The organism is Lachnotalea glycerini (assembly GCF_003201285.1).
Classification (GTDB): Bacteria; Bacillota; Clostridia; order Lachnospirales; family Lachnospiraceae; genus Lachnotalea; species Lachnotalea glycerini.
On record NZ_QICS01000001.1, the window covers coordinates 393,291 to 411,470 of the forward strand.

An 18,180-nucleotide genomic window follows, 5' to 3' on the forward strand; every position below is an offset into this window, starting at 1 on the left:
GGTAAACAAGGGATGAGATGGGAGTGTTTTAAACAATGGGTTTCAACTAGGAAATTAAATCAAAAAGTGAAATACTTATTTTTAGTTATCATATGTATTTATTTAATTGTTTTTTTATTTATGTACACTTTTGTAATACGTAGAAATATGTTTGATTATATGATGACCAGCAATATGAATACTTTGGTTTCCATTGGCAGCAATCTAAATGGAGAATTTAATAATATCAGCCAAATGAGTCAGCTTCTAATGGGAGAACCAAGCGTCCGCAATTATTTGAAGAGTCCGAAGATTGAAAAGGATAATTATAATCCCGAGGTATTGGGCGCATTACGAAATATGATGATCAATATACAATATGTATCCTCCATCTATTTAATTCGGACAGATGGTAACTATATAGATGCAAGTAATAGTATCACCTATTTTCATACCGAATATTTAAGTGATTCGGAGTGGATAAAAGACATTTATTTGAAAAGCGGCGGCTATATCGTAAGAGTAAACGCAGGAGGTGCCTTTGAGTATTTCTCAGGAAGACCAATGATTTCAATGATGAGAGCAGTATATGATATTGATTCACAAAAGAGAATCGGTATTTTAATCATCAACCTGTCTGAGGATATATTAAATGAATCTTACCAAGAGGTCTTAGACAATGGAAAGCATTATGCCTATTATGATGAAAACGGACAGATGCTTTCCAAGAATGAACAGGTGGATGAGATATCAAGAATTAATATTACTACACAAGATTACGAGCAGATATCGGTAGGAGGTTTTTTTAAAGAGAAAGTGGTATCCTATTACCATGTACCCAACACCCCCCTTCGAATTGCCGGAATAGAGACCTTGTCTTTGACTAAATTTGTTTCAAAGGAAATACTTTTATTCATTTTGTTTATTATTTTATTAACCTTTATCAGTCTTTCAGTTCTGGGGTTTTTCATTGCGCATTATATTACAGCACCGATTCAGCGCCTTGCGCGGTCCATGAGCAGTGTGAAAAACGGATGGCTTCAAAGAGTCAGTTTAAAAACCTCAAAAGATGAGATTGGAGACTTGAAGGACAGCTATAATAATATGCTGATTGAAATTAACAGGTTGATAGATGAACTAGTTGAAAATGAAAAGCAAACACATAGAGCAGAATTTGAAATATTGCAGGAACAAATAAAACCGCACTTTTTATATAATACATTGGATACCATAGCGTTTTTATCTTTGGAGCGTGAAAAGGAAGAAGTGTACAGTGCCATAGAAACACTTGGAAGTTTTTATCGGAAATTTTTAAGTAAGGGGAGCAAACAAATTACGCTTGAGGAGGAAATTGAAATTGTTAAAGACTATTGTAAGCTTCAAAAGCTTCGTTATGGTGATATATTCGAAGATTTATATGAGATAGATGAATCTTTGAAACAAATTAAAATACCGAAATTAATTTTACAACCCTTGGTGGAAAACAGTCTGTATCATGGTATTCGGCTAAAGGGTGAAAAAGGTATTATTAAAATAACTGCATATGCAGATGAAGCAAATCTTCATATTGTGGTATATGACAGTGGAATTGGTATGAGCAAATCAAAAATAGAAGCACTTATGACTGAATCGAATACAAAGAGCTTTGGATTCAAAGGAATTATAAAGCGAATTCGATATTATTATGGAATGGAAGACATATTTGATATACAAAGTGAAGAAGGTATTTTTACTGAAATAGATTTAAAGCTTCCACTTTAGAGGGGGAAATAATGTACAAGGTAATGATTATTGATGATGAGAGGGCATTGCGTAATCTTCTGAAAGTAGCAATTAAATGGAAAGATTTCAATTTATGTGTTGTAGGAGAGGCAGAAAGCGGTATTGAAGCAATTAATATAATAGATGATATTCAACCAGATATTATCTTCGTGGATATTCGTATGCCGTTTATGGACGGAATCGAATTTTCAAAGCTTGCAATGAAACGATATCCTAATTTAAAAATCATAATTTTATCTGCATTTAGTGATTTTGAATATGCAAGGCAATGCATCGGAATTGGCGTCTGTGATTATTTACTTAAGCCAATCGTGAAATCAGATATACAAAAGAATTTAATCAAAATAGTTGAACAATTAGATCATGATCCAAGACAGACACAAAATGAAATAAATAAAACAATATTTAATGAGAATACAAATATTCAAAATATAAAGAAATATATAATGGAAAATTATGCTAATGCTAATATAAATTTAACTTCAATCGCACAATACTTTGGTTTTAATCCTAGCTATTTAAGCAGGATGTTTAAGTCAGAGACAGGAATCAGTATGATTGATTATATTACATCCATCCGAATGGAAAAGGCCATGCAATATGCTGCAAAGGGAATTCTTATGTATCGTACTGCAAAATTGGTTGGTATACCCGACCCAAATTATTTTGGAAAATGCTTTAAAAAATATACCGATTATGTATATTCAGATTATATAAAGCAGGCAAAAGAAAATGGGATATAGATAAAGATAATCAAGGTTCAAATGAGGGGGATTAAAAGAACTGCTTTATAAATTTGCGGTTTTTTTAATAGAAAATGCTATAAGTAAAGGAGGTGGCAATTGAAAACTCTGGTAAACGTCACAAAATAAGGGAAAATTCAAAAAAGGGAGGGGGAAAGGCGATAAAAAATACCTGTACACAGATAAGTGAATTAATTTAGATCATAAATTAGGGGGGGAAATAGTATGAGTAAATTTAATAAGAGAGTTTTAACGGTATTATTTGCAATTTTAATGTGTTTTAGCGGTTTCTTCGAAATCACAACAATTGCAGCAACTAATTATTGGCAAAATTGGTCGGACGGCGGGGGAACCGTGAATGTTACCAATGGCTCCAATGGTAATTTTAGTGTTTCTTGGACAAACTGTGGTAACTTTGTAGTTGGTAAGGGTTGGACAACTGGAACATCATCAAGAGTAATTAACTACAATGCTGGTGTATTTTCACCAAATGGCAACGGTTATTTAACTTTCTACGGATGGACCAGAAACTCACTTATAGAGTATTATGTTGTTGACAGTTGGGGCACATACAGACCTACCGGAACCTATAAGGGTACTGTTACAAGTGATGGTGGCACCTATGACATTTATACATCTATGAGATATAATGCACCTTCTATCGATGGTACACAAACATTTCAACAGTACTGGAGCGTCAGACAGTCTAAGAGAGCAACTGGAAGCAATGCTCAAATTACATTCCAAAATCACGTTAACGCTTGGAAAAGTAAAGGCATGAATCTTGGAAGCAGTTGGAATTATCAGTCAATGTGTGTAGAAGGCTATAAAAGCAGTGGATATGCTAATGTGACGGTGTGGTAGAATTTCAACTGTAAGCTAGCAGCTTAAGAACGCCGAAGGCCGTTTGCTATAGAAACGGCTTTCGACGTTCTTAAGTTTAACATGATAATCTGTTTAAGGAGAAAAATAATGAAAAAAGCACTGATTTTTCTTGCACTTGTTTTTATATTGCTTTGTAGTGCCTGTACAAGTAAAAAATCCAATAGCCTTGTACTTGTAGAAGGAGGAAGCTTTGTTAATTCAAAGTCAAATTATTATGATACAAATGAAACTATTTCTGACTTTTATATGAGCAAATACGAAATAACGCAAAAAGAATGGGTAGAGGTAATGGGCAGTAATCCCTCTGAATTTCAAGACGATAATTTACCCGTAGAGATGGTGAGTTGGTATGATTGTATTGAGTATTGCAATAAAAGAAGTATAAAAGAAAATTTACAGCCATATTACAATATTGATAAGGATCATAAAGATTCCAATAATCAAAGTGAATATGATTACATAAAATGGACGATAACAATCAATGAAGGGGCAAATGGCTATCGATTACCAACTGAGGCACAATGGGAATATGCCGCAGGCGGAGGACAGAAAAGTTTGAATTATCAATATAGTGGTAGTAATAAGACAGAAGAGGTAGCATGGTTTTGGAGAAATTCGGGGAATAAATACTTATCAGGTGATTGGATTTGGCCTACGATAGAAAATAATAATTGTAAAACAAAATTAATTGGTGATAAGAAGTCTAACGAATTGGGACTATACGATATGTCAGGAAATGTAAGAGAATGGTGCTATGACTGGTATGAAGATTCGGAATATAAAAGTGGTTTATACCGTGTCTGGAAAGGTGGCGGATGGATCGGCGGTGAAACTTGCTGTGAAGCATCATACCGAGGCAAATTTGAGGCTAGCGGTATGGGTTCTGATCAGGGATTTCGTGTATGCCGTGATACGATAAATTGAAGTAGAAAGTATCGATAATGGAATCGCTCGATGTAGAAAGAAGTTACTCGAAGATAAAATTAATAAGGATACGGGTCAAGTATAAATTTTAAAATACAATTGTAAAATTATAGGAGGTGGTTATATGAATCGAAAGAAAGTAATATCTTTCCTAATGATTTATATTTTTTTAATAGGCACATGCTGTTATATACCTAATATATCAGCAACGGCGGCAAATGGGGAGTTAATAGTAAACGATTTTGAGACAGGCTTAAGTGGTTGGGAAGCCAGAGGTATTGATGCAGAAGCATTAAGCCTAAGTACAAATCAGGCACATAGCGGTGAGTACAGCCTTAAGATAAGTAACCGTACCCAAACATGGCATGGAGCAACTAGTAATATAACAGATAAACTGACTTTGGGAGAAACTTATGTGTTGGGAATTTGGATATATTATACGGGGAATACTTATTCGGATACCGAAAATTTTAGCCTTCAGCTACAATACAACGATGGGGTAAATGACCAATATAAAAACATAAAAACCGAGACAGTTAAAAGGGACTCCTGGACATATTTGGAAGGGCAATACACCATTCCCAGTGATGCAGTAAATGCTTACATTTATGTGGAAAGTGAATTCAAGTCAACTCCTGGCACACAGGATTTAATGGATTTTTACATTGATGATTTTACAGCAACTCCGGCAATTTTACCTGATATAGAAGATGATATTGCCAGTTTAAAAGACGTATTTTCACCTTATTTCAGTATGGGCGTTGCTTCAACAGCCAGCGAATTGGCACCGGCTCCATCAAAGGAACTAATTTTAAAGCATTATAATATGCTGACTCCTGGAAATGAATTAAAACCAGATAGTGTTCTGGATTATGATGCAACGATTGCATACCTTGAAGAAAATCCTGATGATCAGACCAATCCACAGGTAAATATAAGGGCAGCAAAGTCTTTGCTTGATTTTGCAAGGGACAATAATCTTTCTGTAAGGGGCCATACGCTAGTTTGGCATAATCAGACACCGGATTGGTTTTTTAGGGAAAATTATTCCACGGATTCTTCAACTCCGTGGGTATCTAAAGAAGTCATGTTAAAAAGAATGGAAAACTACATTAAAAACCTAATGGAACTGTTAGAAAAAACTTATCCTACGGTAGAGTTCTATTCTTGGGATGTGGTAAATGAAGCTGTAGATCCCAATACTTCTACGGGTATGAGAAATCCTGGCTCCAATAATACCACATCAGGCAATTCTTTGTGGATGCAGACCGTTGGCTCAGATTATATTGAAAAGGCATTTGAATATGCCAGAAAATATACTCCAAAAGGCTGTAAGTTATTCTATAATGACTATAATGAATATGAGACTACAAAGAGTAACTATATCTATCAAATTTTAAAAGATTTAAAAGATAAAAATTTGGTTGACGGTATGGGAATGCAGTCTCATTGGACTATGGACTATCCAAGCATAGACATGTTTGAAACTGCAGCAAGAAAATACGCTTCCCTTGGTTTGGAATTGCAGTTAACGGAACTGGATATCAGTCAGCCAAGCAATAAGGATAGTGATCTTCAAGCTCAAGCAAACCGTTACAAACTGCTGATGAACAAAGTAATCGATTTAAAAGAAGAAGGAATTAATATTACGGCAGTTGTCTTATGGGGAATTACAGATCGAACCAGTTGGTTGGGTGGATATCCACTTTTATTTGATGAAGATTATAAAGCAAAGCCTGCATATTATTCCATTATTGAAGGAATGAAAACAGATTCAGATACGGATACCGATAAGGATACAGACATCGATGTGAATCCTATAAATACGCCAACGGCAACCGTAACTACAACAAATAATGGAAATAGCATCAGCCAAAAATATACGGTAACTGCAAATGGTGGTACAATTGACTTGTCAAAAGTAGTTCTTACCTTTACTGCTGATGGGATGAGCAGTGTCAGCCAAAATGTCTGGTGTGACAATGCTGCCATTCAGCTTAATTTTGCACCTTGGTATGATTCAATTATCAACTATGTTACTGGAAGCATAGACGATCAGACATTAATGTTAACCATAACGGAAAACACTCAATTATCAGAGAACTGCAAACTGGTTATGGATATCCGCTTTGCCAAGACAGACTGGTCGACATATGAAACTTTAAGCAATCCAGTATTGCATGTGTATTATGATGGAACTCTCATAGAATAATTATGATGTATAGTATTTCATTAGATTACTAAATCTAGTAGATAAAAATATTGATAACTTCCATTTTTATGGAAATTCTATAAGAATGGAAGTTGTTTTGCTTCTAAATACAAATTCAATGTCAAAACTTTGGCAAAATAAAATCATGAATGGTGAAAAGTAAGATTTACACCACCTATAAAGGAGGTACTAATAGGATGATAACGCAAAAAATAAAATTTAATACAATTTTAAAAGGTATGACAATATTTTTATTCATATTTTTTATGATTCAAAATACAATGCCAGTTGTTTATGCTGCAACAACAACTACAAAAATAATGCCATTAGGTGATTCCATCACAGACTGTGATTTTTGGCGTACTTTACTATTCAATAAACTAACTGTGAATGGATACGATGTCAAATTTGTTGGATCTCAAGGTACACATGAAGGCCATAGCGGCATGCTTGTTACCGATCTAGCTGCTACTACAAATTTAACTGACTGGCTATCAGCTTCAAATCCCGATATAGTTATGATGCACTTTGGAACAAACGATTGCTGGAGTAACAAAGGTACAGAAGCAATTCTTGATGCGTACACCGTTCTCGTAGCACAAATGAGAGCAAATAATCCCAATATGAAAATAGTAGTGGCACAAATTATACCTTTGCACCCAAATGATGACGCGGATTATATTGCGCGTGTCAAAGATCTTAACTCATCAATGTTAAGTTGGTCCCGTGATTTATCAACCAGTGAATCTCCAATCACTTTAGTAAATCAATATAGTGGTTTTGATACAAGTACGGATACTTATGATGGAGTTCACCCTAATAATTCAGGCAGTCAAAAGATGTGTGATAAATGGTATGAAACGTTAGCAGCTCTTTTAGCGATTTCACCAACCACTCCCTCATCCACTGCATCTGATCTTGATGGTACGTTACAATTAACAACAGAAACCAATGCATGGTCAACTGGCAGCACTATAAATTTGTATATAAAAAATACATCAAACGCTAAAGTAAGCGGCTGGAAACTAATAATAAACAAATCTGACATTACAATCTCAAATATTTGGGGAGGAGTATTAACAGAATCAGATGATACATACATGATTACGCCCCTTTCCTGGAACCAGGTAATTGATGCTGGTGGGACCATAAATTTGGGAATTCAGACTACTGGAATACCAGAGGCCAATTTTTCATATACTCTAGAATAGCAATGAAGCAGTAAAATTCTGTCCTGTTTCAGTAAGATATTAATAATTTGTATCAGCAGACGAAAGCTGGAAGATGAACTTATTTTATACTTTATTATGGGCTTGCAGAAAAATTTGGTTAATACATTGTTATTAGACTTAGATTAATTTCACCTATTATGTTAAAATATATCAGAGATGAAATAACAGGTAGGAGGAGTACGATGTTTAGTCCAATAAAAAACATAAAAGTTTATGAGCAGGTAATAGAACAAATAAAAGAAATGATAGATAAAGGAACTCTGAAAAAAGGAGATAAACTTCCTTCCGAAAGGGATTTAGTGGAACAATTACAAGTGAGCAGAGCTTCTATTCGAGAAGCTTTACGAGCTTTAGAAGTAATTGGCTTGATAGAGTGCAGGCAGGGTGAGGGTAATTTTATTAAATCAAGTTTTCAAGATAATTTGTTTGAGCCTTTATCGATCATGTTTATGTTAGAAGGAATCAATTCAGAAGAGATTTTAGAACTCAGAAAAATCTTGGAGGTTGGGGCATCCGGTCTTGCTGCTAAGAGAATCACAAAGGAACAGCTAATGGAATTAAAAGAGATCATTAAGCGATTTGAAGATTGTGAGGATGAAGAGGTTAATGTAACTATTGACAAGGAATTTCATTATAAAATCGCAGAGTACTCCGGTAACGCATTAATATTTAACATCCTAAGAACCGTTTCCATTCTTGTCGATGATTTCATTAAGGATGCGAGAAAGTTAATAATAGTTCAGAAAGAGAATAGAGAGGTACTCTTTTCACAGCATAAGGAAATCTATGTAGCAATCGAATTACACAATTCTGTAGCTGCTCGAAGAGCAATGCGAGAGCATTTAGATTATACCAATAAATATAGTAAAATGTTCTAAATGAAATAAATCAATTCTAAGGTGAGTGTAATCTGTTATATTACATTCACCTTTTTCTATACTAGAAAATAAATGGATTACTTCGTATGGAAACCATCTAAGAGAATCCTTCCACGCAGGACACACAAGTTTTAACGAATAAAGCACATTGTTTAATTAAAAACATGAAACATTTGTTAAAATTTAACTAAAGATATAGATATTTTAAAAATTGTATGATATGATAGTTTTATTAAGTGGTCAGACCATAATACCATTGGTTTCACTTTAATATATACATTTATCAAAGAAAAGTGATAAAGGCACAAAAGATATATTCAAGTAAAATTTTTATAATAAAATATTTAAGAATGAGAGGAAAACATATGGATATTTTTGTATGTATCAAGCAAGTTCCGGGAACTTCAAAGGTTGAAGTTGATCCAGTGACAGGAGTTTTAAAAAGAGATGGCATTGATTCAAAAATGAATCCCTACGATTTGTATGCTTTAGAAACTGCATTAAGAATGAAGGAGCAAATGGGAGGAATCATTAAGGTAATAAGTATGGGGCCACCTCAGGCAAAAGATGTTATTAAAGAAGCATATATGATGGGCGCAGACGAAGGCATATTAGTTACTGACAGAAAATTTGCAGGAGCAGATGTACTTGCTACTTCTTACACAATATCTCAGGGTGTAAGAAAAATGGGAAAATTTGATTTAATATTATGCGGAAAGCAAACGACAGACGGCGATACTGCCCAAGTAGGTCCTGAAATGGCCGAGTACCTTGGAATTCCGCATATTACAAACGTGATAAGTATAATTGAAATAAAAGAAAAATCCATGATAGTTGAAATGGATATGCCTGATACGATAGAAGTTGCTCAAATTCAATTTCCATGTCTATTGACGGTAGAAAAAGATATTTTTCAGCCAAGGCTTCCATCCTATAGAAAAAAAATAGCTACAAAGGATAGAGAAATTAAAGTTTTAACTTTAAATGATTTTGAAGATAAGGATGAAAAGAAATATGGTTTAAACGGCTCCCCTACTCAGGTTGAAAGAATCTTTCCACCAGCCATTAATAATGACAGAGAAACATGGACGGGCAGCGGTGAACAGCTAAGTTTAAAATTGACAGCAAAGCTTAAGGAATTAAAATTTATATAAAGAAAGGCAGGGTTTGCATGGGACAATTAGTATGTAACCAAGATAAAGTAAATGAATTGAATATAGAAGAGCTAATAAAGGTCTGTCCTTTTGGCGCTATTGAGTATACGGATGGAAAAATCGAAGTAAATGCAGGATGTAAAATGTGTAAGCTATGTGTTAAAAAAGGACCTGTAGGAGTAATGGAATTTATTGAAACGGAAACGAAAAAAGTAAATAAGGATTTATGGAAAGGAATAAGCGTATATGTTGACCATGTAGGAGGGTCAATACATCCGGTTACAATGGAGCTGATTGGAAAAGCCAGAGATCTTGCCGCAGTTGTTCATTTTCCGGTCTATTGTGTGTTTATCGGTTATCATATTAAGGAAAAAGCAGAGGAATTGCTTCAATATGGAGTTGATGAAATTTTTGTATATGATTATGAAGAATTAAAAGATTTTAGGATAGAACCTTATGCCGCAGCTTTGGAGGATTTTATAAATAAGGTTAAGCCTTCCTCCTTACTGATTGGTGCAACAACGCTTGGCAGATCACTTGCTCCAAGAGTAGCCGCAAGATTTCGGACTGGTTTAACGGCTGACTGTACCATTCTTGATATGAAAGAAAATACAGATTTGGTACAGATTAGACCGGCTTTTGGCGGTAATATTATGGCACAAATCATATGTTCAAATACTAGACCGCAGTTGGCAACCGTAAGATATAAAGTTATGAATGCACCAGAAAAACAGTTTAACTCAAAGGGATTAATAACCGTATGTGAAATAGCTAAAACAAAATTAAAATCAAATATAGAAGTTTTAAAGGTGGTAAAGAAAAAAACAGAGGAAAATATATCGGATGCCGAGGTTATCATTGCTGTTGGCAGAGCTTTTAAATCAGAAAAAGATATGACGATGATTGAAGATTTAGCAGAACTTCTTCATGCTCAAATAGCTGGAACAAGACCCTTAGTGGAAGCTGGTTTGATTCATGCCAAGAAACAAATCGGTCTTTCAGGAAGAACAGTAAAGCCCAAGTTAATCATAACGCTTGGAATATCTGGTGCGGTTCAATTTGTAGCAGGTATGAACAATGCAGAGCATATTTTCGCCATAAATCAAGATGAAAGGGCACCTATATTCAATGTAGCTCATTATGGTATTGTAGGAGATATTTATGAAATAGTACCTAAATTAATAAATGATATAAAAAGTTCAGTAATCATGTGATATACATTTAAAAGCGGAGTGTTATTTCATAAGCAGGTATTAAATAAAGGAGGTAGTTATATGGATTACAAAAAAATTGATGATAAGGATATTGAATTTTTAGTATCTGTATTAGATAAAGAAAGAGTATTTACAGGAGAAAGAATACATAATGATTTTAGTCATGATGAATTGGGTAAAATAAGCAAAATGCCGGATGTAGTGGTCGAAGTACTTACAACGAATGAAGTATCTAAGATTATGAAATATGCCTATGACAATAGAATACCCGTTGTGGCAAGAGGTTCGGGAACAGGTTTAGTCGGTGCTTGTGTTGCGATTTATGGCGGTATTATGATAAATATGTCCAAAATGAACAAAATACTAGAATTAGATGAAGATAATTTAGCTTTAACTGTTGAACCAGGCGTTCTATTAATGGAAATCAGTAAATTTGTGGAAGAGCATGATTTATTCTATCCTCCAGATCCGGGAGAAAAATCTGCAACGATTGCAGGAAACATTAATACAAATGCTGGTGGCATGAGAGCAGTTAAGTATGGCGTTACCAGAGATTATATCAGAGGATTAGAAATCGTACTCCCAGACGGAAAAATCATTGAGGTTGGAGGAAAGGTAGTAAAAAACTCTTCCGGCTACAGTATAAAAGACTTAATATGTGGCTCAGAAGGAACTCTGGGAATCGTCACAAAGGCAATTTTAAAGTTGATTCCTTTACCTAAGAAAGTGATATCTTTGTTGATTCCTTTTACAAATCTTGACATGGCAATTAATACGGTTCAAAAGATTGTAAAATCAAAAGTCGTGCCAACTGCAATTGAATTTATGCAAAGAGAAGTAATCCTCGCTGCCGAAGAGTATCTGGGTAAAAAGTTCCCTGACAATTCCTCTGATGCATATCTATTATTGACTTTTGATGGAAATAGTACGCAAGAGATAGAAAATTCATATGAAAAAGTAGCTGATATTTGCCTTGAAGAAGGTGCTCTTGATGTATTTATCACGGATACCGAAGAAAGAAAAGAAGCCGTTTGGTCAGCAAGAGGAGCCTTTTTAGAGGCTGTCAAAGCATCCACAACGGATATGGATGAGTGTGATGTTGTTGTTCCGAGAAACAAAGTAGCTGAATTCATTAAATATACGGATGAACTTCAAAAACAATTTCATGTTAGAATCAGAAGCTTTGGTCATGCAGGAGATGGTAACTTGCATGTATATATATTAAAAGATGATCTTACAAAAACCGCTTGGGAAGAGAAGCTTTCAAAGGTTTTTGAAGCCATGTACAGCAAATCAAGGGAATTAAAAGGTCTGGTATCTGGAGAACATGGAATAGGCTTTGCTAAGAAACACTATCTATTGGAACAATATGGTTCTGATTATTTAGAATTAATGAAGAATATAAAATTATCAATTGATACGAAAAATATACTAAATCCAGGAAAAGTATGTCAGTAATAAATGAAGAGAGGAATATTTTATGGCAAAAATAAAAATACCTTATTCAAAAAAGCATTTAGAGATTGATATTCCAGATTATAACCTGTCAGCTATATTGGAGTCAAAAACTCATATTTTCAAACCCAAAATATGTCAAGAAGAAATCATACATCAAGCATTAGATAACCCGATAGGAAGTGCTAGCTTAGAAGAATTGGTTAAAGGCAAGAAGAATATGGTAATCATAACAAGCGATCACACTAGGCCTGTACCAAGTAAAATAACAATGCCCATACTCCTTAAGAGAATCAGAAATGCAAACCCTGATATTGATATCAAAATATTAATTGCCACCGGATTTCACAGACCGACTACCAAAGAAGAAATGATTCAGAAATTTGGACAGAAAATTGTAGATCAAGAAGTAATTATAAATCATTTATCTGAAGATGAAAGCAGTGTTGTTAGAGTCGGTACCCTTCCGTCCGGTGGCGAGCTATGGTTAAATAAGCTTGCAATGGAAACGGAATTATTGATTTCAGAAGGATTTATAGAGCCACACTTTTTTGCCGGATTTTCGGGAGGACGAAAGAGTGTTCTTCCCGGCGTTGCCGCAGCAAAAACGGTTCTGGCAAATCATTGCTCCGAATTTATAGCAAGCGAATATGCCAGGACGGGAGTCACAAAAAACAATCCGATTCATATGGATATGCTCTATGCAGCGAAGCAGGCAAATCTGGCTTTTATATTAAATGTTGTTATAAACAGTGAAAAAGAGGTAATCAACGCATTTGCAGGCGATAGCCAGCTTGCCCACGAAGAGGGCTGTAAATTTGTCATGGAACTTGCTTGTGTTCAAGCAGTGAAAGCTGATATTGTTATCTCATCAAATGGGGGCTATCCACTGGATCAGAATATATATCAGTCTGTCAAAGGTATGACAGCCGCAGAGGCAACCTGTAAGGAAGGTGGGGTCATTATTATGGTGTCTGCTTGTAATGATGGACATGGAGGTAAATCTTTCTATGATAATATGGCTAACGCTAGCAGTCCAAGAGAAGTACTTGATCGGGTTTTTAAAGTGGAAAGAACAAAGACAGTTCCAGATCAATGGGAATTTCAGATTTTGGCACGTATTCTTGATAAGCACACTGTAATCCTTGTTACAGATATGTGTGATCCTGAAATAATTTGTAATATGCACATACAGCATGCATTTACACTTGATGAAGCACTGCAAAAAGCTTTTCAGCTTAAAGGAAAGAATGCGACGATAACCGTAATACCAGATGGCGTATCTGTTGTAATAAAATAACTATATTTTGCAATAAAGCTACGTGAAAATAGCAATAAACGAAAATATCGAACCCAAATAGTAGATGAAAAACCTTGGTATAAAAATCCGGTCAAAATAATTATGAAAGATAATGTTCAAGATTTTTCAACGGAATGATATGGTATTCTATACTTAATTGTAGATGTAAGTTGCGGTTGAAAAAGGAAGTTGTTGTATGATATAATTAGAATAATAAAAACAATTAGTTTTCACTTATGACTTACGGAAGGCTATGAATTAAGGGGTGTGGAAATGGAAGACTATCGAATACCGCCTGGAATGGAAGCGGTTGAGAAATTAGAAGATTTTATTGTGGTGAATCGATTGACTGCCAATACCAGAATACCATCGGAGAGAAATCTTTGTGAAATGTGGGGGGTTAGCCGTTCTACACTTAGACAGGCAGTGGATACACTGGTTAGCTGGGGAGTATTGTATCGTGTGAAAGAATCGGGAGTGTATGTAGCAGTACCCAAAAAGAACAGAAATATAGTAGGTGTCGATTCTATGATGGGAGAATTACGGCAACAGGGTATATTCTTTACAAAGAAGATTATCAGTGCCCGTACTATCGAAGCTACCAGACAAATTTCAAGAAAATTAAAAATTCCATTGGGACAGAAGGTATACGAATATATACGTATACGAAAAGCAGATTACGTTCCAAGTATTTTAGAGACAACATATATAGACTGTAAGCAATATCCAGGACTTGATGAGTATTATACAGAGAAAACATCTTTGAATTATATTTTTAAAAATATTTACCATAAAAAACAAAATTCTGGGGAAGAACATATCAGCGTAACTTATGCCAGTGAGAACGAAGCAAAAATGTTTGAAATAGAGCAGGGGACTCCTTTATTTTTTACTTCGGGCGTTGTAGAGGATGATAAGAGAGTACCTATTATATATTATAAGCAGTTGTTGCGTTCTGATCAATTCAAGTTTGTAAGTATGATTAACAAAGAGTAGAGTTTAAGTGACTGAATGGAGATTAGTATGGATAAAATCGTGGAAACGCTTGAAAACAATGAAAAAGTGAATCATGAAGAAGCGAGTGATAAATTGGATTATCGTATGCCCATCTATCTGCAGTTACGAGAGATTGTACGAAGTAGAATAGAGGAAGGCGAGTATTTACCAGGAACAGCGATTCCTTCTGAAAATAAGCTGGCAGAAATCTTTGGTATTAACCGATTAACGGTGCGCAATGCAGTGGATGCGCTTGTTAATGAGGGCATTCTTCAAAGAGTACAGGGAAAAGGTGTATTTGTTGTAGGAAACAAGTATGAGGAAGCGTTGGAGGAATATGGAGGATTTGTCAATACAGTTTCATCCGGACAAAAAAAAGTCTCTGTGAAAGAACAGGTGAAAATGCTTCGTCTGGCGGGAAATAAGTATGCCAATTATTCAATATTGAACCGGATGATCTAATATTTTATTTAAGACATTTTACAACTATTGCTGACGAAATTGTTTCTATAGAGGATTTTTTTATACCAAAGAATGTACTTCCTGAGTTGGGGGCGGTTAATTCTTCCGTCTTTACAATGAGAGATATTTTTGCTTTTTATGAGATAGAGTTAGACAGCATGCAACAGACAATGGAAATTGTTAGTGGAGAACCAAAGGTGAGAAAATCTTTGGATGTGCCAGATGGTGTTGCACTTATTATGTTGACTTGTGATTATCATGATAAGAATGGCTGTATTATTGCACACAGCCGTTCTTTCATAAGGAGCGATAAGAGCTCATTTAGTATCAAGTTGCATGATTAATTATAATTCAGTATTTTTACTGGATAGTTCTCGTTTCATTATAATTTTTACATATTACAGTTTAGCAATCGAATGTATCAAGTCAATTGTTGCGGGATAGAACGCATCATAGATGACTTGATATTTTTTGTATATTTCATGCTAATCCATATTTGGCGTATAAGTTTTGCCGGGCTTAATAAAGGTTGTAAGACTGGCAAAAGTCTCGAATCCGGGATGCTTAATACCGGAGGCAGCCATAAGGGCATTACCAAAGCTGGCAAGACCAAGAAAACGATCAATTACATAGTTGCCTGTGCTTTTAGCGGCAATAAAACTGGAGCCTGAAATTTTTGTGCTTTTGCATAAATTTCAGGCTCCTTATTTTTGATCCAGAAATTTTTGACATGACATCACTGGAACATAAAGGACAACTGTACCATTTCTTAATCTGCTCTTCCTTTACAAATCTGTAAGTTGTTGCACTTCATCTGTAGTGCGTGCGTCAATGCCATATAGAATTGCTTTCAATTTTTATCAAAATGCAGACTACTATAATGCTGAAAACAAATATACAAGATGTGAAATAATCATACCGCAAATGAACAAAATTAATAACATTATGTGATGGATATATTATTATAACAAAATAAAAATGGCGAAAACAACAAAATTATGAATAAAATGATAAAAAAATGTACAAAATATTGATATAAATTTTGTGATAAAGGTTGAAAATAATAAAGTTTGATAAAAATCATTGTATTATACAAGTTGAGCATATATAATACACTTGTGGTTTGATAATATTAAACTTATAGATTTTAAACTCATCTAATGAAAGGAGAGTGTGTCATGGCCAACAATAGCACAAATGTTACACCGAATACAGGTGGAGGAGAAAAAGAACTGGTACGAAGACTTGGATTAATGTCCGCACTTGTTTTAGGAATCGGAACTACAGTAGGTTCTGGTATTTTTACATCTGTAGGAGGAGTTGCCGGGATAGCTGGAACGCCAATGTTAACGATACTTGCGTTCTTAATCGGTGGTTTGATTATGATTCCTCAAAATCTCTGCTATACAGAGCTTATGACTGCATATCCGGAGGATGGACTTTTTATTGTTTACTTCCGTGAAGCAGGATGGAATTTTTTATCATTTTTTGGAGGATGGTCTTGTTTTTGGGCAACAGACCCAGTAGGTATTGGCATTATGGCTCTTACAGTTGGTAATTACCTTGCATACTTTACGGGATGGAATACAGGAACTGTCCGTGCAGTGTCTATTGTACTTATTATTATCTTTACACTGCTGCACATGATTAAGATGGATGCAGGTGCTAAATTCCAAAATATTATTACAAGCGTAAAAATCGTACCTTTTATTCTTCTTGTTATTGTAGGTTTAATACATTATGGTATGTCAATTGAAATAACGAATTAAAAGGAGTGATTATGAAAAAATTTAGTGTACTGTTAATAGGTATTCTTTGTTTGATTGCCAGTTTTATATGGATGGTATTATCTCAATCATCTACAGGTCCATTTTTGATTTAGGATCTATAAGTGGTGCAATTATTATGGAGGGAATACACAGGATAAGGAGAAAGTAATAACTTCTAATATTTTTTAGTTAAAGTAGTATAATGTCGTTTCTGATAAACTTTAATATAAAATTTTTTTGGTTAAAAGAAAAAAACTGCTTTTTATTCGTTAAAGTTGTGTTTCGCGAATAGTTAAGTATTGGTTACGAACACATAATATCCGGAAAATTTTTTTAGGAGAAAATCAAATAAAACCGACAATATCTTCAAAAGAAGTAAAACTATTAATCCAATTAAATCTTGGTTTATCACCTTTCTTAAAATCTTCTTTTCTTGTCACTTCATCTAAAAATCTCTTAAAGTCCTCTAATGTTTTGATTAATGCCTTTCTATCTTCAAGAACATCCCATATTTCTTTAATTATTTTTAACTCACCACCATCATATTTTTTCACTTAAATACCCAAGTTTTTTAGCTCCTTATAATCAGGTTTGTATTTTACTCCATAATAGTATGGATCAGGTATTTTCCTATTCGGATGTTCATAATCAACTATATACTGTGGTGGCACTGTATCAACAGAAATAGATATATCATAACCAAATTCTCTTCCCAACTCAATTCCCTCTTCAATATAGGATATCTCACTACATGCTAGATTCTTTATAGGAATATCACAGTGAAAAATTGTTGGTATCCCCACTTGTTTTAAAGAATCTCTATACCCCAACTCCATTGCTAGTGCATTAAGAAATTCACTGCCATATATCAGATAATGCCCCGATTTAGTTAATAATAATTCCTTATGAATGATTAGCCAAACCTTTTTGTGTATTTCATTCAAATCTTTCCATGCAATTTTAAATTGCCCCTTTATTTTGTCCTTATTTAAGCCTTCAGATTTAAGTCGTATCAGTGCTTCTTCTAGCGCTCTCTCGCAACTAATTGGTTCTATTCCTTTGGCGAAGTAATCTTGAACACTTAAAGGGCGGCAAGCATGATAGGCTCTTATATGGGTATACTGATTTAAATTTATTTCCCGCTCCTCATTAAAATATTCTTCCAATATAAACACTTTTTTCTCTAAATCCATTA

General features: G+C 34.5%; 18 protein-coding genes. 16 read left to right on the forward strand and 2 right to left on the reverse strand.

Features of this window, described 5'->3' with window-relative positions:
- Positions 1 to 174 precede the first annotated feature (174 nt).
- The 16 genes from C8E03_RS01590 to C8E03_RS01655 all read left to right on the forward strand — a co-directional run bounded on the left by C8E03_RS01590 (position 175) and on the right by C8E03_RS01655 (position 16,985).
- Positions 175 to 1,740: a sensor histidine kinase gene (locus C8E03_RS01590; protein WP_170122862.1), complete on the forward strand. Its 1,566-nt coding sequence runs from the start codon at positions 175 to 177 to the stop codon at positions 1,738 to 1,740.
- A gap of 11 nt (positions 1,741 to 1,751) precedes the next feature.
- Positions 1,752 to 2,504: a response regulator transcription factor gene (locus tag C8E03_RS01595; protein WP_094379808.1), complete on the forward strand. Its 753-nt coding sequence runs from the start codon at positions 1,752 to 1,754 to the stop codon at positions 2,502 to 2,504.
- A 225-nt stretch (positions 2,505 to 2,729) separates the two neighbouring features.
- Positions 2,730 to 3,368: a glycoside hydrolase family 11 protein gene (locus tag C8E03_RS01600; protein ID WP_094379810.1), complete on the forward strand. Its 639-nt coding sequence runs from the start codon at positions 2,730 to 2,732 to the stop codon at positions 3,366 to 3,368.
- Positions 3,369 to 3,476: 108 nt separating this feature from the next.
- A complete protein-coding gene (locus C8E03_RS01605) occupies positions 3,477 to 4,313 on the forward strand; it encodes a formylglycine-generating enzyme family protein (protein ID WP_110290102.1) in 837 nt (278 codons plus the stop codon).
- 124 nt (positions 4,314 to 4,437) lie between these two features.
- Positions 4,438 to 6,525, forward strand: coding sequence for an endo-1,4-beta-xylanase (locus C8E03_RS01610; RefSeq protein WP_110290103.1), 2,088 nt, complete (start codon positions 4,438 to 4,440; stop codon positions 6,523 to 6,525).
- Positions 6,526 to 6,722: 197 nt separating this feature from the next.
- Entirely contained in the window at positions 6,723 to 7,736 is a 1,014-nt protein-coding gene (locus tag C8E03_RS01615) for a GDSL-type esterase/lipase family protein (protein ID WP_170122863.1), read from the forward strand.
- 203 nt (positions 7,737 to 7,939) lie between these two features.
- Positions 7,940 to 8,635 (forward strand): FadR/GntR family transcriptional regulator, encoded by a 696-nt coding sequence (locus tag C8E03_RS01620; protein WP_094379817.1) that lies wholly within the window; start codon positions 7,940 to 7,942, stop codon positions 8,633 to 8,635.
- 365 nt (positions 8,636 to 9,000) lie between these two features.
- A complete protein-coding gene (locus tag C8E03_RS01625) occupies positions 9,001 to 9,789 on the forward strand; it encodes an electron transfer flavoprotein subunit beta/FixA family protein (protein ID WP_110290104.1) in 789 nt (262 codons plus the stop codon).
- A 17-nt stretch (positions 9,790 to 9,806) separates the two neighbouring features.
- On the forward strand, positions 9,807 to 11,003 hold the full coding sequence (locus tag C8E03_RS01630; protein ID WP_094379819.1) for an electron transfer flavoprotein subunit alpha: 1,197 nt from the start codon (positions 9,807 to 9,809) through the stop codon (positions 11,001 to 11,003).
- A gap of 60 nt (positions 11,004 to 11,063) precedes the next feature.
- Positions 11,064 to 12,461: an FAD-binding oxidoreductase gene (locus C8E03_RS01635; protein WP_110290105.1), complete on the forward strand. Its 1,398-nt coding sequence runs from the start codon at positions 11,064 to 11,066 to the stop codon at positions 12,459 to 12,461.
- A gap of 22 nt (positions 12,462 to 12,483) precedes the next feature.
- Positions 12,484 to 13,758 carry a nickel-dependent lactate racemase gene (gene larA, locus C8E03_RS01640; protein ID WP_094379823.1) on the forward strand — a complete coding sequence of 425 codons (1,275 nt, stop codon included), beginning with the start codon at positions 12,484 to 12,486 and terminating at the stop codon, positions 13,756 to 13,758.
- A gap of 273 nt (positions 13,759 to 14,031) precedes the next feature.
- Complete coding sequence (locus C8E03_RS01645) at positions 14,032 to 14,754, forward strand: GntR family transcriptional regulator (protein WP_094379825.1); 723 nt, start codon at positions 14,032 to 14,034, stop codon at positions 14,752 to 14,754.
- 27 nt (positions 14,755 to 14,781) lie between these two features.
- A complete protein-coding gene (locus C8E03_RS22340) occupies positions 14,782 to 15,216 on the forward strand; it encodes a GntR family transcriptional regulator (RefSeq protein WP_242993335.1) in 435 nt (144 codons plus the stop codon).
- Positions 15,216 to 15,560, forward strand: coding sequence for a UTRA domain-containing protein (locus C8E03_RS22345; protein WP_330410688.1), 345 nt, complete (start codon positions 15,216 to 15,218; stop codon positions 15,558 to 15,560). Before C8E03_RS22340 ends, C8E03_RS22345 begins: the two co-directional genes overlap by 1 nt.
- 166 nt (positions 15,561 to 15,726) lie before the next feature.
- On the forward strand, positions 15,727 to 15,849 hold the full coding sequence (locus C8E03_RS22560) for a hypothetical protein (protein WP_278321160.1): 123 nt from the start codon (positions 15,727 to 15,729) through the stop codon (positions 15,847 to 15,849).
- A gap of 545 nt (positions 15,850 to 16,394) precedes the next feature.
- Complete coding sequence (locus C8E03_RS01655) at positions 16,395 to 16,985, forward strand: amino acid permease (protein ID WP_242993337.1); 591 nt, start codon at positions 16,395 to 16,397, stop codon at positions 16,983 to 16,985.
- Positions 16,986 to 17,329: 344 nt separating this feature from the next.
- Here C8E03_RS01655 and C8E03_RS01660 read toward each other — a convergent pair whose 3' ends face one another.
- Positions 17,330 to 17,539, reverse strand: coding sequence for a hypothetical protein (locus tag C8E03_RS01660; RefSeq protein ID WP_110290106.1), 210 nt, complete (start codon positions 17,537 to 17,539; stop codon positions 17,330 to 17,332).
- Positions 17,540 to 18,178 carry a hypothetical protein gene (locus tag C8E03_RS01665; RefSeq protein ID WP_110290107.1) on the reverse strand — a complete coding sequence of 213 codons (639 nt, stop codon included), beginning with the start codon at positions 18,176 to 18,178 and terminating at the stop codon, positions 17,540 to 17,542.
- Positions 18,179 to 18,180 lie beyond the last annotated feature (2 nt).

What these genes read in the sequence shown, in the direction of transcription:
- C8E03_RS01655 (WP_242993337.1), top strand. Translation starts at nt 16,395, where the DNA reads ATGGCCAACAATAGCACAAATGTTACACCGAATACAGGTGGAGGAGAA.
- C8E03_RS01645 (WP_094379825.1), top strand. Translation starts at nt 14,032, where the DNA reads ATGGAAGACTATCGAATACCGCCTGGAATGGAAGCGGTTGAGAAATTA.
- C8E03_RS01610 (WP_110290103.1), top strand. Translation starts at nt 4,438, where the DNA reads ATGAATCGAAAGAAAGTAATATCTTTCCTAATGATTTATATTTTTTTA.
- larA (WP_094379823.1), top strand. Translation starts at nt 12,484, where the DNA reads ATGGCAAAAATAAAAATACCTTATTCAAAAAAGCATTTAGAGATTGAT.
- C8E03_RS01665 (WP_110290107.1), bottom strand. Translation starts at nt 18,178, where the DNA reads ATGGATTTAGAGAAAAAAGTGTTTATATTGGAAGAATATTTTAATGAG.
- C8E03_RS01605 (WP_110290102.1), top strand. Translation starts at nt 3,477, where the DNA reads ATGAAAAAAGCACTGATTTTTCTTGCACTTGTTTTTATATTGCTTTGT.
- C8E03_RS01595 (WP_094379808.1), top strand. Translation starts at nt 1,752, where the DNA reads ATGTACAAGGTAATGATTATTGATGATGAGAGGGCATTGCGTAATCTT.
- C8E03_RS01620 (WP_094379817.1), top strand. Translation starts at nt 7,940, where the DNA reads ATGTTTAGTCCAATAAAAAACATAAAAGTTTATGAGCAGGTAATAGAA.
- C8E03_RS01590 (WP_170122862.1), top strand. Translation starts at nt 175, where the DNA reads ATGAATACTTTGGTTTCCATTGGCAGCAATCTAAATGGAGAATTTAAT.
- C8E03_RS01615 (WP_170122863.1), top strand. Translation starts at nt 6,723, where the DNA reads ATGATAACGCAAAAAATAAAATTTAATACAATTTTAAAAGGTATGACA.
- C8E03_RS01625 (WP_110290104.1), top strand. Translation starts at nt 9,001, where the DNA reads ATGGATATTTTTGTATGTATCAAGCAAGTTCCGGGAACTTCAAAGGTT.
- C8E03_RS01635 (WP_110290105.1), top strand. Translation starts at nt 11,064, where the DNA reads ATGGATTACAAAAAAATTGATGATAAGGATATTGAATTTTTAGTATCT.
- C8E03_RS01600 (WP_094379810.1), top strand. Translation starts at nt 2,730, where the DNA reads ATGAGTAAATTTAATAAGAGAGTTTTAACGGTATTATTTGCAATTTTA.
- C8E03_RS01630 (WP_094379819.1), top strand. Translation starts at nt 9,807, where the DNA reads ATGGGACAATTAGTATGTAACCAAGATAAAGTAAATGAATTGAATATA.
- C8E03_RS22340 (WP_242993335.1), top strand. Translation starts at nt 14,782, where the DNA reads ATGGATAAAATCGTGGAAACGCTTGAAAACAATGAAAAAGTGAATCAT.